Origin of the sequence: Parasphingorhabdus cellanae (assembly GCF_017498565.1) — a bacterium.
Taxonomy (GTDB): Bacteria; Pseudomonadota; Alphaproteobacteria; order Sphingomonadales; family Sphingomonadaceae; genus Parasphingorhabdus; species Parasphingorhabdus cellanae.
Genome location: NZ_CP071794.1, coordinates 1,329,489 through 1,345,043 on the forward strand (window position 1 = coordinate 1,329,489; position 15,555 = coordinate 1,345,043).

Consider the following 15,555-nt stretch of genomic DNA (forward strand, 5'->3'; position numbering starts at 1 on the left):
CAGACGACATATGTTCGCCTATATCGCGACCGCCAAATCGTCTCTAGTCACCATTTTGAATCCCGCAGTTTACCTAACCTTCGGAAGTTCGGGGACTAAATCTACAAACATCAGAGCCGTCAAGTTATTGATATATAAGGGAAATATGCGTGGTGCCGCTTAGAGGACTCGAACCTCTGACCCCATCATTACGAATGATGTGCTCTACCACCTGAGCTAAAGCGGCATTTAACCTGTTTGGCGTTCATTCCGCCGGTCAAATACTTAACGATCGCGCCTTTAACAGCCGGTCTGCTTCGTGACAAGCCCGACCGTTCGTTTCGCGTATATCTGCCGCGCAAACCATGTGCACAAAGAAGAGAAAAGTTAAGAACGTTTACCAGATATTTACCATGGCCGATGCAAACCAGACTTGAAACGAGTAGATAAAGTAGGATCAGGCATGGAAAATCTTCGCAATTCTGATGAAAACGGCGGTTTGAGCGTAGGCTCTGATGCCGATTACATCGCCTATGAAGACGAAGACGTAACGACCGAAGCCCCGCCTGCTATTGGTCAGGACGAGCGCCGCATGCACGTGCGCGCTTATAATTTCTGGGCGGGACTGCTCGGCGACCGGCAATTTCCCAGCGTCGAAGATCTGGATCCGGAAGCAGACAAGGATTTTGGACCGAATAGCGTATTACTGGATTTCACCAACGGTGTGGAAAATCCATCAATACAGTTTCTAGGAACATCGCTGCGCCAGGAATGTGAACTGGATGACAGCATCACAACCATTGACCAAGTACCAGCGCGCTCCCTGCTTTCGCGCATTACCGATCACTATCTTCAGATTATCGCCAATCAGGCGCCCATTGGTTTTGAGGCTGAATTTGTCAATCAACGCGGCATAACCATCATGTACCGCGGTATCTTGCTACCTTTTTCCACCGACGATGACACGATTGATTTCATCTACGGTGTGATCAACTGGAAAGAAGTAGCAGCAGATGACTTTGCGAAAGAACTGGAAGAACAGGTCGCACAAGCAATGCGCTCCGCCCCTGCCAAAACCGAAACAGGACCGATCTGGGCTGATAGCCCCACTTCGGCTCCTCTGGAACTGACCGCAGACGATGCAGCTGCTGCGACAGCCGCGTTGGTCGGCGGCGATCATATTGAACTGGAAGATATCAGCGAACAACCCGGCGAAGACGCAGGCCTCGCCGACTGGTTAGTAGCTGCGCGCAGTAGCGCCGACAATGCAGCCCACAGCGAACAACGCAGCCGCATCGCGCTTTATAATGCCGTGGGCCAAGCTTATGATTTCTACCTTATGACGCAAGCTCATCCGCAGGATTATGCTGCCTTGCTAGAGGACTCAGGACTGAAGGCCCAGGAACGTGCGCCGATGACGCCCATCGTAAAGCTGGTTTTCGGTGCTCATTACGACAAAACCCGGTTGACAGAATATGCAGCAGCGCTGCGGTTTGCCAAAGATGCTGGTATTGAGAAGGGTGCTTTTGCTGACTATCTCGAAAATTATGAGGGCGGCCTGAAAGCAGTTGTTTATGCCGAGAGAGATGCGCGTAATCCTAAGCAGACGCCTGTCGACACGGCTGACAAGAATGAAGACGTTCTGGAACGACTGCGCAACGCTCCTAGCCGTCAACTGGACGATATTGATGCAGGCGATGCTGAGTTTGTTGTCCTGGTTGCACGCCGCGAGAATAGCGGACAACTATCAATTGTTGGCCCTGTACTCGGTGATCAAAAACTGACTGATAGGGCTCTTAAACAGGCCAGCGTCTGACAATTATTTTCCGCTCATTGCTTTCTGATATATTGGTTTCATCTGTAACCGATATATCACGCTTCTCTGATATTCGCGACAGCACGATAAAGTGATATGCGGAAGACTCTTGAGCATGAACTACATTAGGCCCATAAGACTGCCCGACGGTCGGACATATGATCCGGACTGATATTTTGGGGGAACCATGACGGGTAACCGCGACGCGACAGCAGCGAAAACGACCAATGCTACGGTCGGCAAAACACTCAAGAAAAATTTAACCGCCGCATTTCAAGACAGCGCCTTGCCCGGTGAAAATATCGGTTTTGACGATAAGGCTTGTAAGGAAGCTGTCCTTTTCGCGCTCGATACGGGTTTGCACCGGACAGGTTCTGAAACGAACCTGTCGCTCGAAAGCGTCATAAATGCCAACGGGAAAAGACATCTGCGCCTTGCCATCATAAATGATGACATGCCGTTTCTGGTCGACTCTGTATGCGCCACTATCGCAGGTTTTGGACTGAATATTGGACGACTCATCCATCCGGTTGTCGGCGTGAAACGTGATAAAAAGGGTAAGCTCAGCGCGATTCATAATGATCCAGACGGCGGCGAAAAACGCGAGTCTATCATCTATATTGAGCTGGAACGCACAGATGCCAAGGTCCGCCGGGCACTGGAGCGGTCATTGCGCAAAAACCTGTTGGATGTGGGCGCCGCAGTCACAGACTGGTTAAAATTACAAATCGCTTTGGGCGAAGACGCGGATAGCTTGCCCGAGGGCGAAGGCACGGCGCTCATACGCTGGTTTCTGGATCGCAATTTCACATTGCTCGCCCACGAAAAAATAGATGGAAAAGGGCAACGATCTGACCGCATCGGCGTGGCACGGATGCGAGACACGCCGGCGCTTTCTAAAATCAGTCAGAAAAAGGCTTTTGCTTGGTTTAAATCCGGCGGCCAGGCACCGTTGATTGTCAAATCCAATCAGATTTCTACAGTCCATCGGCATGTCCTGATGGATGTCATTATCATGCCGCTGCGCGATAAAGATGAGCTGATTGGCCTGTCTATAACAGCCGGACTATGGACCAGCGCTGCTCTAGCCACACCGCCCGAGAAGGTTCCCCTGCTGCGCACCCAGATGGCACGATTATTCGACAAGTTTGAATTTGCGCCCACAGGTCATGCTGGCAAATCGTTGACCCATGCACTTACGTCTTTGCCCCATGATATACTGATCACCTTCAAGCAGGAAGACCTGGAAAAACTCGCTCTGATTTCCATGTCGCTGATTGATCGTCCGCGACCCAAATTGCATAGTGTCATGTCTCCACTGAATCGCCATCTCTTTGCGTTTATCTGGCTACCACGCGAGCAGCTATCAACGCGGCGGCGGGAAAATATCCAGGCGATGCTTACTGAATCGACCGGTGCCAGGATATTGAGCTGGTCCAATACACTGGACGAAGGCGGCATCTCATCGCTGCGATATATTCTGGATATGGGTGTCGACAGCAAAATACCCGATCCGGATGCGCTGGACCAGCAACTGGAAAATATGATCCGTGGCTGGCGACCCGAAGTAGCAAGCCATCTGAGCGAATTTGTTCCCGATAACCGGGCGGCAATTCTGGCTCAACGCTATGCCGATTGTTTTCCTGGGACATATCAGTCTCTTTATGGTGCGAAAGAGGCTTCTCGCGATATCATGCGGCTGTTCCAGCTGGAACGTGGCGGACAAAAGTCAACGCGGCTATATCAATTGGACGGCGATGCGGAACATTTGCTGCGACTAAAAGTCTATCATCTCGGTGGTGTATTGCCGCTGTCTGATGCCGTGCCTACGCTGGAAAATTTTGGCTTCTCGGTTCTAGAAGAAATACCAACACCGCTTAACGAAGGGCGCTTGGGTTATATTCACGACTTCCAACTTTCACTGCGCAATCCGGAAGCACGTGACGATTTGATTGCCCGCGCGTCGGAAATTCAGGACGCAATCACCTGCGTTTTGGAGGGTTCGGCGGAGAATGACAGTTTCAATCAACTGATCACCACAACTGGGATCAGCGCTCAATCTACAGTGTGGATCCGGGCGTGGTTCCGTTATCTTCGTCAAACAGGCTTAAGCTATGGAATGATCACCGTAGTTGAAGCCTTGGCGGAGGCAAGTGACGTAACCCGCGCCATGATCCGATTGTTTGCAACATTGCATGACCCCAACTTTGACGGCGACCGAAATACGGCTTCATCGGAAGCGGTTAAAGCGATTGAAAGCGGTCTGGTCAAAGTTCAGGGCATTGACGACGATCGAATATTGCGTCTGTTTCGCGCGGTTATCGGATCTATTTTGCGCACTAATGCATTTGCCGATAGTAGCGACGACGCTTTGGCATTTAAGATTGAAAGTGCCAAAATTCCAGACCTGCCTGCGCCTGTGCCATGGCGTGAGATATTCGTTTACAGCCCCCGGGTTGAAGGTATCCATTTGCGAGCAGGACCGGTTGCGCGTGGGGGGCTGCGCTGGTCAGATCGGCGTGATGACTTCCGCACAGAGATTTTAGGATTGATGAAAGCCCAGCGGGTCAAGAATGCTGTCATTGTTCCGACAGGAGCCAAGGGCGGGTTTTATGCCAAGCAACTGCCTGCAGGCGACGACCGTGACGCTTTCATTGCCGAAGGGATAGCATCCTATAAGGTTTTCATCAGCGCACTGCTGTCGATTACTGATAACATAAAAGAGGGAGAAGTCGTTCCGCCAAAAGACGTGGTTCGCTTGGATGACGATGACCCCTATTTTGTTGTCGCCGCGGATAAGGGCACAGCAACTTTTTCAGATATTGCCAATGCCATTGCGACCGACAAGGGATTTTGGTTGGGGGATGCTTTCGCCAGCGGCGGTAGTAATGGTTATGATCACAAAGCGATGGGTATTACTGCCCGCGGAGCATGGGTGTCAGTCCAACGGCATTTTGCCGAAATGGGCGTCGACATCCAGAAAGAACCGGTAAATGTTGTTGGTGTTGGCGATATGTCCGGTGACGTTTTTGGTAACGGTATGCTGTTATCCAAATCTTTGCGCCTCGTTGCTGCTTTTGACCACCGCCACATATTTATCGATCCCGATCCCGATCCGGCGAAGAGTTGGAGCGAGCGGAAACGGTTGTTTGAATTACCCCGCTCAAGCTGGGATGATTATGACAAAAGCTTGATATCCAAAGGTGGCGGCGTCTTTTCTCGCAGTTCCAAAACCTTGAAAGTCAGCAAGAAAATTGCGGCTCTCCTGGATCTATCCGACGAAACAGACATTACACCATCGCGTCTCATTTCCGCGATATTGGCTAGCAAAACAGACCTGCTGTGGTTCGGCGGCATCGGAACCTATGTGAAATCATCCGTTGAAAATAACATTGAGGTGGGTGACCCTTCCAACGATGCTATTCGCATTGATGCAAAACAACTGCGCGTAAAAGTCATAGGGGAAGGCGCTAATCTGGGCATCACTCAAGCTGGTCGTATTGCTTTTGCAGGACGAGGGGGTCGGATCAACACCGACTTTATCGACAATAGCGCAGGCGTCGATTGCTCAGACAATGAAGTTAACATCAAGATCGCCCTCAACGCGGAGATGGCCGCTGGCCGGTTAAAACTAAGCGCGCGCAACAAGCTGTTGGAGAAAATGACTGACAATGTCGGATCGCTGGTGCTCGAAGACAATCGACTGCAAGCCCTCGGTCTTTCCATCGCCGAAATTGGGGGTAAAAAAACCTTACCGTCCTATATCCGTTTGATTGAATATTTCGAGGAACAAGGCAAGCTTGATCGTGCGGTCGAAGGGCTTGCAACCAATGAAGATCTGGTCCGTCGTGGACAGGAAGATCGCGGACTGTTTCGTCCCGAACTCGCAGTCCTTATCTCAACTGCAAAACTGGCGCTGCAGGACGCAATCGAAAATAGTGACCTTAGCGATGACCCCGGTCTCGATAGCGAGCTGCTCAATGCATTTCCAAGCGCCATAAAAGCCAAGCACCAGGACGCCGTGCTCCATCACCAGCTGCGCAGGGAGATTATTGCGACAAAGCTCGCCAATCGGATGATCAATCGACTTGGCTTGATTGATCCTTTTGAGTTGGCCGAAGAAGAAGGCTGTTCGCTGGCCGAAGTTACCGCAGCTTTTGTCATCGCTGAACGCCTATTTCATGCGGACGCTATATGGAAATCTTTGGAAGAAGCCAATATTGCCGAGGATGTTCGGCTCCTGTTGTTTGACCGAGTGGCTTATGTGCTGCGATCCCACATGGCGGATTTGATGCGTGTTGGTCTGACGGATGGAACAATTGACGATGCCGTTGCAATGCTGGCACCAAGCATCAGTATATTGAATGATAAAGTCGACAGCCTGATTACAGCGGAAGGCCAGTTGCAAGCGACCAAGCAAACTCGGTTGCTTATAGAAGCTGGCGCGACCAACGATATCGCCCAGACAATGGCAAATATCTATAAAAATGATGGTGCCGCCGGCATAGCTTATCTTGCGAAAACAAGAGAAATTGATGCGATTGAAGTCGCAATCGCCTTTACTAAATTGGGTAGCCTGCTGGGATTGGACTGGGCCCAGATGACCGCGACCCGGATTAATCCGTCCGATCCATGGGATCGCTTATTGGTCGCAGGACTGGCTCGTGATTTTCAGCAAATGCGGCTCGATTTTCTGAGACGGGCGCGCAGTAAAGACATGGATCAATTTCTAGAAACTTGGGCAGAAAAGAATAGTGCTCGGGTGGCTCAATTCCGGAATATTGTTGATCGGGCTCAATTGTCACCGCGACCATCTATCGCCATGCTTGCGCAGATAGCTGGACAGGCTCGAATTTTATTGACCCGCTAGGCGTAAGTCATATCCAATAACCGAGCAGATGCAGCATAACGCCAACCAAACCACCGACCAGTGTGCCGTTTACGCGTATATATTGAAGATCCCGACCTACAGCATTTTCCACGCGATCCGTAATGGTCTGCGCATCCCAGCCGCGAATGGTTTCGGACACCAGTTTGACAATATTGTCACCATAGCTAGCAACAACCCCCGCAACCGCACGGCGAGCGAAGCGGTTGAGCTGACGATTCAGCAACGGATCCTGCTGCAAACTGCTGCCCAATTGCATCAATGCATCGCCAAAATGGCCCGCCATAGCTGCTTCAGGATCGCGGGATGCCTTTAACAAAGCTTCCCGTCCTGTTTCCCACATACCGTCAATCCAGCTGGCAATCGCTGGATTTTCGATCATCTCAAGCTTCCATTCGTTGACCCGTTGTCGCAATTCTGGGTCGTTTTTGAGCTCCTGCGCCAGTTGAACCATGCTCTCTTCGGTTTTGGCCCGCACCGGATGATCCGGATCCGAGGCCATATCCGCCAATAGCTTATAGAGTCCATCGACCACTTCATTGGCCAGTCGATCATCCAATCCAGTCCAGCGCATTACGGTATTGGCGCGGTCATGCACTATGGCACGAATAACATACTCGTTGGCATCTAGCGTTCGGTAAGCCCATTTTATGGTAGAGTCTATCAGCGGCCCGTGCCGGTTTTCCGCCATCACGGACTCTAATATCTGCCCCATAGGCGTTGCCAGATCTAGCTCTTTGGCCTGCGTTTTAACTGCACCTTTGAACATGCTGCCCAACCGGTCCTGATCCAGCGAACCAATAATATCGCCGATCAACCGAGACGCCCCCATGCGCAGTCGCCCTTGCCCACCGCTGGGTGATTTCAGAAACCTTCCGACACCGCCAGCCATGTCAATACCATGCATGCGCTGCGCAACAATCTTTGAGACCAGAAAATTATTCTTTAGAAAATTCGCGAGCGTGTCGCCAATCCGGTCCTTGTTGCGCGGAATAATCGCTGTATGTGGAATCGGGAGCCCCATAGGGTGGCGGAATAAGGCTGTGACCGCAAACCAGTCCGCCAATCCACCAACCATGGCGGCTTCTGCAAATGCGCGCACAAACCCTAGTGCTGGGTGCACCTCCTCATAGGATTTTGCGGTAAAATAGATTACCGCCATCAATACCAGCAAACCGGTGGCGATTATTTTCATATCACGGCCAGCATTGTTCAAATCCGGAGAGATGGCGGATGAACCAGAAACCGGATTGCTATTGGACGTTGGAGCTAATTTAGAAGAAAGCGGCTTCACTCGGCTGGCTGAACCCTTGCCTTATCATCCGCGTCATCACCCGGATTATAAGTGAGCATCGTTCTACGAAGCCATGGACCCACCCGGCGTTCGAAACCATCGGCGAGACTGAAACCAGCCGGCACGATCACTAGCGTGAGGAGCGTCGATACAATCAAGCCGCCAATCACCACTGTTCCCATAGGAGCACGCCAAGCGCCGTCGCCGGACAAAGACAGTGCCGTTGGCACCATACCTGCTGTCATAGCGACAGTCGTCATAACAATAGGCTGCGCACGTTTATGGCCAGCGTCCATGATTGCTTCGAACTTGGGAACACCTTTTTGCATTTCCTCAATCGCGAAATCGATCAAGAGTATCGAGTTTTTACTAACAATTCCAAGTAGCATCAATACACCAATCAGCACGGGCATCGACAATGGTTGGCCGACTACCCAGACGAGGAATATACCGCCAAGAGGAGCCAGTGCCAGTGACCCCATATTTACCAGCGGCGACATGAGGCGCTTGTAAAGCAAGACCAAAGTCGCAAAGACCAGTAGAACTCCCGAAATTAAGGCAATGATGAAGTTGACAAACAATTCCTGTTGCCATTCTTCTTCACCAAAGGGCGCGTTAGAAACACCGGTTGGCAGATTTTTCATGATCGGCAGATTATTGATCGCCGTCATCGCCTCACCCTTGATCACATCGGGCGCGAGATCAGCACCAACGAAAGTCCGCCGGTTCTGGTTATAACGCTGGATTGTTGTTGGCCCAGATCCAAAACTGACTTTTGCCACTCTGCTCAATGGGACCGTACCGCCGCTTGCCGTCGGAATGGGCAAATTTTCAATGGTCGTCAGATCGGTACGGGATTCTTCCGGTAGCATCACCCGGATCGGAATCTGGCGATCTGACAAAGAAAATTTAGCCGCATTCTGATCAATCTCGCCTAATGTCGCGATACGGATTGTTTGGCTAAGGTCGGATGTAGTCACGCCCAGTTTAGAAGCCAAGTCGGTATAAGGCGTGATCAAAATTTCCGGGCGGCTGAGGTCGGCAGCGATACGGGGAGCGACTATCAGGTTGACACCCTTCATTTGCTCGACCAGCTGAAATGCCGTTTCATCCAATAATTTGGGATCGGAGCCGGTCAACATGATTGAAATATCACGCCCGGTACCGCCGCCACCGCTTTGCGATTGGAAAGAAATGCGTGCATCGGGTATTTTCTGCAAGAGCGGCGCCATGCTGCGTTCAAACTCTATCGACGTTTTTTCACGCTCGGTTTTATAGTTCACAAATACCGTCGCATTAGTTTCCCGCACACGGGTTAAAGCGCGCTCGACTTCCGGCTGCTGATACATAAGCTCAGAGACTTGATCGGCAATTTTTTCGGTCTGCTGAAGCGTGGTTCCCGGCACAACTTCAATCTGAACCCGGCTGGAATCTTCATTGATGGTGGGTTGGAATTGGGCCGGTGTTACGGCGAACAAAACCACCGTCAACAAAAATGCAAAAAGCCCCATACCCATCATCCAGATACGGTGATCCAGGAATTTGGCGACGAACCGGCGCCGTAAACCTCCACCTTCAGCATATTTTCGAGCCGCCGTCTGATCCAGACACCAGTTCAAAAGGCGCATATAGCGATCCATCCATACGCCTTCACCATGCTCGGCATGGCCTTTGGATTCTAAGAAATAGGCCGCAACCATCGGGGTAATCATCCGCGCAACGGCAAGGCTCATCAGTACAGAAATCACAACGGTGATTCCGAAGTTCTTAAAGAATTGACCTGAAATGCCAGGCATTAACCCGACCGGAAGAAAAACTGCAACGATACAAAAAGATGTTGCCACGACGGCCAAGCCAATTTCATCGGCGGCATCGATAGACGCCTGATAGGCGGATTTCCCCATGCGCATATGGCGCACGATATTCTCGATTTCCACAATCGCGTCATCCACCAAAACACCCGCAACAAGGCCTAACGCTAGCAAAGAAAGGAAGTTCAGGTTGAACCCCAGTAAATCCATGAACCAAAATGTCGGTATAGCCGACAACGGAATAGCAATCGCAGAGATAAGCGTTGCCCGCCAGTCCCGTAAAAATAGAAAGACAACTACCACAGCCAGCAGCGCGCCCTCGACCATAGCGGCCATCGAGCTCTTATATTGAGTTTTCGTATAGTCTACGCTGCTGCCAAGACGGATAAATTCAACCCCGGGGTTTTCCTCCGTAATCCGATCCATAATCTCAACAGCATTGTCGTAGACTGTAACGTCGGACGCGCCGCGCGCACGAGACATGGAAAAGTTCACGACCTCCACGCCCCTGACTTTGCTGATAGAGCTGCGCTCACCGAAGGAGTCATTTACATCTGCGACATCGCTCAATTTTATGGTTTGACCGCTGCCCAGAGAAATTTGCGTTTGAGAGAGAGCATAAGCATCATCAGCATTGCCCAGGACCCGGACCGATTGCCGCGTCCCACCAACTTCTGCGCGGCCACCAGCGGCGTTGACGTTAACCTGTCGCAAGACGGTGTTGATCTGATTAGCGGTAACACTAAGCGCTTGCATACGAGCTGGTTTCAGAATCACCCGAATTTCGCGATCGACACCACCGAAGCGGTCAACCTCAGCCATCCCTTCGACTGTCAGCAGGTTTTTAGCGACTGTATCGTCAACGAACCAGCTCAGCTGTTCCACTGTCATGTCATCGGCTTTGACAGCGAAATAGGCTATCGGGCCGCCCGCAACATCTTCTTTGGAGATCTGGGGCTCCAATATGCCATCCGGCAAGGATCCTCGCGCCTGATCAACGGCATTTTTGACTTCATTGACCGCGTCGTTGACATCGGTACCGATTTCAAATTCAACAAAAGTGCGGCTGCTGCCTTCACTGGCAGTCGAAATTATGTTTTTAACACCACTGATACTGCGAACCGACGCCTCGATCCGTTGCGTGATTTGGTTTTCTATCTCCGTCGGCGCGGCCCCTGGCTGAGAAATACTGACACTGACGCCAGGAAACTCAACATCAGGGTTGTTTACCACATCCATCCGGTTGAAGCTCAACAAACCCGCCAGCAACAATGCTGTAAAAAGAACGAGCGGAACAACGGGATTACGGGTCGACCAGGCTGAAATATTGCGGAGGTTCATGACTATTCTTTCACGCGGCCTTGTCTTTTTCGACCATGGGCTGGACCGTCTGTCCGGGGTTCAAGAAACCAGCTGCCCTTAGCACAACACGCTCGGTTCCATTCAAGCCTGACGTTATAGACAGACCAGCAGCAGAAACCGAGCCAATTTCGACATCACGGCGCACAACTTTATTATCCTTATCAACAATATAGACAAAGCTGCCTTTGCTATCATTTTGCACCGCTGATTCAGGCAAAACAGCAGCCTGAGAGGTCCCGCTCGTTATGCGAGTGCTCGCAAAACCCCCAGGGCGAAGCGCCTGGTCATAGCTAAGCGCAACTTTTGCAATGCCTTGCCGTGAATCCGAATCAATCATTGGCGAAATTTGCCAGATTTGCCCTGTCAAAACCTTGTTCGTTCCGACAGGAATTACCTCTGTGCTGACGCCGACCGAGATATTGGCCAAATCACTTTCACTCAACTGGGCCTGCAACTCCATCTCACCATTTTGCGCCAAACGGAACAAAATGCCGCTGCCTGGACTGACCGTTTGCCCAACTTCTATATTGCGCTCCAAGACAAAGCCGCCTTTTGGCGCAACAATATTCAGAAAACTATTACGGGCACGGGTTTCTCCAAGCTGTGCCTGCGCCACCCGCAGCTGCGCGGCGTTTGAGTCCCGCGTCGCGGTTAGGCGATCGATATCGGCTTTGGAAATAAATCCGCGTTCAACAAGCCTTGCTGCACGATCAAGATTGGCCTGCGCCAAGTTTAGGTCTGCTCTAGCTGATGCCACCGAAGCTTCTAACCGCGCTACTTGTTGATTTTGTACCGAACGATCAATGCTCGCCATGACTTGACCGGGCTTTACCCAATCGCCGGCATCGACATAAACCTGCGTTACACGCCCGCCGTCACCAACAACGCCGACCGGGATTTCGCGGCGAGCCGCCACGGTACCTGTTGCGTTGATCGTCCGGACAACGTCCTGCCGACCTGGAACTACCACAGTCACAGCGGGAGCCTGACTATCTTCTGCCCCTGCCGCCCCAGCGCCATCGCCGCCGCCAGCCAAGACTTGATAGGCAACATAGGCGAGGATAATAACCGCAGCGACAGCCGCGACGATCATAAAACGCTTTTTGTTGCGCGCCTCATCTTCGCCATCGTCTAACGTCGAGACGTCGAGGTCTTCGCCAGAAATTTTCGATTCATAGTTCATAGTCAATACTCGTCAGCCAGTCTTTATCTTGTTTTTGCGCTGCAATATACAAAAGAATCACCAAATTTCGGGGAAAACGGCAAATTCTGATTTTGGTGTATTATATCAATAAACCAGTTACCACAAGCCCGAACAATCACCCATATCAAACGCCAGTTCTTAGACGTTGCTAAAATACCATAGCCGTAAATGTTTCTGCACGAAAAAGGCCGGCCCAAATAGGCCAGCCTCTTGTTTTTTATAGAGAAAAAGTGGTTTGTTTAACGGACACGGCCCCGTTTGATTAAATTGACGATACCGAGCAGGACAATCGCTCCGCCAAACGCAACCAATAATGTCATCGGACTAAATGGCGCGTCTCTCAAGTTTTGAGTGCCGCCGGTGAAGAAGCTAAACAGCCAACCGCCCATCATTGAGCCGACACATCCCACTATGACGTTCCAGAAAATACCCATAGATGCATCCCGGCCCATTACCATGCTGGCAAGCCAGCCGATGATACCACCCATCACAAGTGCGATGATAAAGTTAATCATATTATCCTCCTGATCCTTACTTCGCCCGATTTTTGTCGAGCCGATCAGATGATCTTATACGAATGACAGCGTGAAACCAGAAAATAGTCAAAAGATGTCGCTGAAAAGGCCTCGAAAAACGAATTTCCGAGGCCTCCAAGCCATTAATATTGATGATTAATCCAGCAACAAGCTCAAAGAGCTGTGTTCACGCAGCTATTAATGTTTGCTCAGTATTTTTGCTGACGCTCGTAAAGGTCCCGGTAATGCTGGATACGCGTCACACGCAAACCTGGCATGCCTGAACGATCCACAGCCCGCTGCCATGACGCAAATTCTTCCAGCGACAAGCTATACCGATCGCAAACCTCATCGACCGTCAATAATCCGCCATTTACCGCCGCTACGACTTCAGCTTTACGCCGAACGACCCAACGTGTGGTCCCCGGAGCCGGCAAATCAGCAACCGTTAGCGGCTCACCCAATGGGCCTACGACTTGTGCTGGCTTGATGGTTTGGTTTTCGATCATACTACCCTCAAATTAGCCTTGCGGCATTTATACTTACGTCCAAATGATGTTACATCTTTAGACATAGAGTTTTTCAAACTACTAAATCACCAAGGTAAAGAACGCGTTCATATTTACGTTTGCGTCCGATTAGTCGGCAATTATTCACGCAATAGATCCGGCCGGAAATGGGCCTTTTCAAAAATGCGTGCGCGTCTCGCAAGCGGACTCCGTTCAGGAAGTTCGCCGGCAAAAAACTTGATCCGATCTTCCACCGGCCCTCGGCTTGGGTCGGTCAGCTTTCCAGCCAAACCTTTCCGTTGTGCAAGATAAGCACGTGCCGAGGGAGAAAGAGCCTGACGCGCGATCGCATGCGCAATCAGTGCTTCATGAGCACTGTCTGCTTTTACATCCGTATCGGCACTGGTCTGTGTCAGACTCTTATGTGGGAAGTTCATTTCCATAAACAGCTGTCTAACAGCGAAGGTATAAACATCCGTAAAGGCGGTGTTCACGCGGTCTTAGGACTGGTTAAGCAAATCTTCCTTCCAATTCGCCCTTTCGTCCCAATATGAACCAAAACAGGATTTGAACGGGAATTTCGATGGCGAATTTGCGCAATACTGGCGCTTCGCTCGGTTCATCGTTAAGGGACGTGGGATTATGGCAGACCGAATCAACAGTGAATTTCAGCTCGGAGACGATACGGCCACGAATCTGGCAGGCAAGCGCATCGTCGTCGCCATGTCCGGCGGCGTCGATTCGAGCGTTGTCGCGGCACTCGCTGCGCGCACGGGTGCAGAGACAATCGGCATCACCTTGCAGCTTTATGATCATGGCGAAGCGGTGGGCCGCGCTGGCAGCTGCTGTGCAGGCCAGGATATTCGCGATGCGCGGGCGGTGGCCGAGAAGCTTGGTATCGCCCATTATGTCTTTGACCATGCCAGCCGTTTTCAGGAATCGGTGATGGATGTCTTTGCCGATGAATATATGGCCGGCCGGACGCCTATCCCTTGCGTACAGTGTAATATGGGCGTGAAATTTACAGACCTGCTAAACCTTTCCCGCGAACTGGGTGCCGATTGCCTCGCCACCGGCCATTATGTCCGGCGCGTCTTGGGTGAGCATGGCTCTGAGCTGCACCGCGCCATGGATCCTGCTCGCGACCAAAGCTATTTCCTGTTTGCGACCACACAGGACCAACTCGATTATCTGCGCTTCCCGTTAGGGGACATGCCAAAAGACGAAGTGCGCCAGATTGCCAAAGACATGGGTCTTGCCGTTGCCTTCAAACCGGATAGCCAGGATATCTGTTTCGTCCCGGATGGTGATTATGCAAAAGTCGTTCGCAAGCTGCGCCCAGAAGCGGATGATGATGGCGAGATTGTCCATATCGACGGCACCGTCATGGGCCGACACAAGGGCTTGATCCATTATACTGTGGGCCAGCGCAAGGGATTGGAAATTGGCGGACAGGCCGAACCACTTTATGTCATCCGCCTGGAACCGGAGACCAAACGTGTCTTTGTCGGACCGAAACAGGCGCTCGCAGTGGCGTCTGCAACCCTGCGCGATATCAACTGGATTGGCGGCGACTTTGAAGGACCGATGCAAGTGAAGGTGCGTTCGATGGCGAAGCCGACACATGCCCGGCTGGAAGGCGATACATTGCGCTTTCATAATCCCGAATATGGTGTCTCTCCCGGTCAGGCCGCTGTCTTCTATCATAAGGACCGTGTTCTCGGTGGCGGCTGGATCGAAAAAACCGGCGCGGTGTCGCAGCAATGGCTGGCGGCGGCAACCGCCTGATCGCTTAGTCGGCTTCGGCCTCCGTCAGCATCACGCAGCCCCAGCCTTCCCGAAACTCGGCGGTGGCGGATGCGAGTAGCGGTACCGAAGCGGTTACCCGGCGCTTGTCGTCGTCTATCGACAAGCCGATGACTTCCATGCCGGGTTCAAAATCCTTTTCGCAGTCGGCCAAATCGCGGCCGCCAACATAGTGGCACGAACAGGCCACGCGCGCTCCATAAGCCGTGCCGATACCAAGCTGCCCTTTGATGAAGCTGTAATTATAGGCAAAGACCGCGGCCAATATCAGCACGAACAAGGCCAATATATATAGCGCGATGCGGCCTTTACGGCTTTGTGTCTCGGACGCGGTTTCGGTATTGTCATTTACGGTTGCCATGGCTGGTCCT

The 15,555-nt window shown here is 51.6% G+C and carries 10 protein-coding genes and 1 tRNA gene; 3 read left to right on the forward strand and 8 right to left on the reverse strand.

All coding sequences use genetic code 11. The features are described from left to right. Positions 1–150 precede the first annotated feature (150 nt). A tRNA-Thr gene (locus tag J4G78_RS06565) sits at positions 151–226 on the reverse strand. Between the two features lie 216 nt (positions 227–442). Here J4G78_RS06565 and J4G78_RS06570 point away from each other — a divergent pair. Both J4G78_RS06570 and J4G78_RS06575 read left to right on the forward strand, forming a co-directional pair. After that, positions 443–1,795: a PAS domain-containing protein gene (locus J4G78_RS06570; protein ID WP_243457251.1), complete on the forward strand. Its 1,353-nt coding sequence runs from the start codon at positions 443–445 to the stop codon at positions 1,793–1,795. 187 nt (positions 1,796–1,982) lie between these two features. After that, complete coding sequence (locus J4G78_RS06575; protein WP_207989488.1) at positions 1,983–6,665, forward strand: NAD-glutamate dehydrogenase; 4,683 nt, start codon at positions 1,983–1,985, stop codon at positions 6,663–6,665. Positions 6,666–6,672: 7 nt separating this feature from the next. On the opposite strand, the gene J4G78_RS06580 is transcribed toward J4G78_RS06575, so the two are convergent. The 6 genes from J4G78_RS06580 to J4G78_RS06605 form a co-directional block, all read right to left on the reverse strand. Beyond that, positions 6,673–7,878 carry a DUF445 domain-containing protein gene (locus J4G78_RS06580; RefSeq protein ID WP_207989489.1) on the reverse strand — a complete coding sequence of 402 codons (1,206 nt, stop codon included), beginning with the start codon at positions 7,876–7,878 and terminating at the stop codon, positions 6,673–6,675. A gap of 95 nt (positions 7,879–7,973) precedes the next feature. Further along, positions 7,974–11,129 (reverse strand): efflux RND transporter permease subunit, encoded by a 3,156-nt coding sequence (locus J4G78_RS06585; protein WP_207989491.1) that lies wholly within the window; start codon positions 11,127–11,129, stop codon positions 7,974–7,976. 10 nt (positions 11,130–11,139) lie between these two features. Next, positions 11,140–12,333, reverse strand: a complete 1,194-nt coding sequence (locus J4G78_RS06590) for an efflux RND transporter periplasmic adaptor subunit (protein ID WP_207989493.1) — start codon at positions 12,331–12,333, stop codon at positions 11,140–11,142. Between the two features lie 260 nt (positions 12,334–12,593). Then, positions 12,594–12,866 carry a GlsB/YeaQ/YmgE family stress response membrane protein gene (locus J4G78_RS06595; protein WP_375140361.1) on the reverse strand — a complete coding sequence of 91 codons (273 nt, stop codon included), beginning with the start codon at positions 12,864–12,866 and terminating at the stop codon, positions 12,594–12,596. A 212-nt stretch (positions 12,867–13,078) separates the two neighbouring features. Then, positions 13,079–13,378, reverse strand: coding sequence for a CtrA inhibitor SciP (gene sciP / locus J4G78_RS06600; protein ID WP_207989496.1), 300 nt, complete (start codon positions 13,376–13,378; stop codon positions 13,079–13,081). Between the two features lie 140 nt (positions 13,379–13,518). Beyond that, positions 13,519–13,821 (reverse strand): hypothetical protein, encoded by a 303-nt coding sequence (locus J4G78_RS06605; RefSeq protein ID WP_207989498.1) that lies wholly within the window; start codon positions 13,819–13,821, stop codon positions 13,519–13,521. A gap of 199 nt (positions 13,822–14,020) precedes the next feature. Here J4G78_RS06605 and mnmA point away from each other — a divergent pair, with 199 nt between their 5' ends. Next, entirely contained in the window at positions 14,021–15,166 is a 1,146-nt protein-coding gene (mnmA, locus tag J4G78_RS06610) for a tRNA 2-thiouridine(34) synthase MnmA (protein WP_207989500.1), read from the forward strand. A gap of 4 nt (positions 15,167–15,170) precedes the next feature. On the opposite strand, the gene J4G78_RS06615 is transcribed toward mnmA, so the two are convergent. After that, positions 15,171–15,545 carry a hypothetical protein gene (locus J4G78_RS06615; RefSeq protein ID WP_207989502.1) on the reverse strand — a complete coding sequence of 125 codons (375 nt, stop codon included), beginning with the start codon at positions 15,543–15,545 and terminating at the stop codon, positions 15,171–15,173. Positions 15,546–15,555: the final 10 nt, after the last annotated feature.

Coding starts and splice junctions, on each gene's coding strand:
- J4G78_RS06570 (WP_243457251.1), top strand. CDS start 443: ATGGAAAATCTTCGCAATTCTGATGAAAACGGCGGTTTGAGCGTAGGC.
- J4G78_RS06575 (WP_207989488.1), top strand. CDS start 1,983: ATGACGGGTAACCGCGACGCGACAGCAGCGAAAACGACCAATGCTACG.
- J4G78_RS06580 (WP_207989489.1), bottom strand. CDS start 7,878: ATGAAAATAATCGCCACCGGTTTGCTGGTATTGATGGCGGTAATCTAT.
- J4G78_RS06585 (WP_207989491.1), bottom strand. CDS start 11,129: ATGAACCTCCGCAATATTTCAGCCTGGTCGACCCGTAATCCCGTTGTT.
- J4G78_RS06590 (WP_207989493.1), bottom strand. CDS start 12,333: ATGAACTATGAATCGAAAATTTCTGGCGAAGACCTCGACGTCTCGACG.
- sciP (WP_207989496.1), bottom strand. CDS start 13,378: ATGATCGAAAACCAAACCATCAAGCCAGCACAAGTCGTAGGCCCATTG.
- J4G78_RS06605 (WP_207989498.1), bottom strand. CDS start 13,821: ATGGAAATGAACTTCCCACATAAGAGTCTGACACAGACCAGTGCCGAT.
- mnmA (WP_207989500.1), top strand. CDS start 14,021: ATGGCAGACCGAATCAACAGTGAATTTCAGCTCGGAGACGATACGGCC.
- J4G78_RS06615 (WP_207989502.1), bottom strand. CDS start 15,545: ATGGCAACCGTAAATGACAATACCGAAACCGCGTCCGAGACACAAAGC.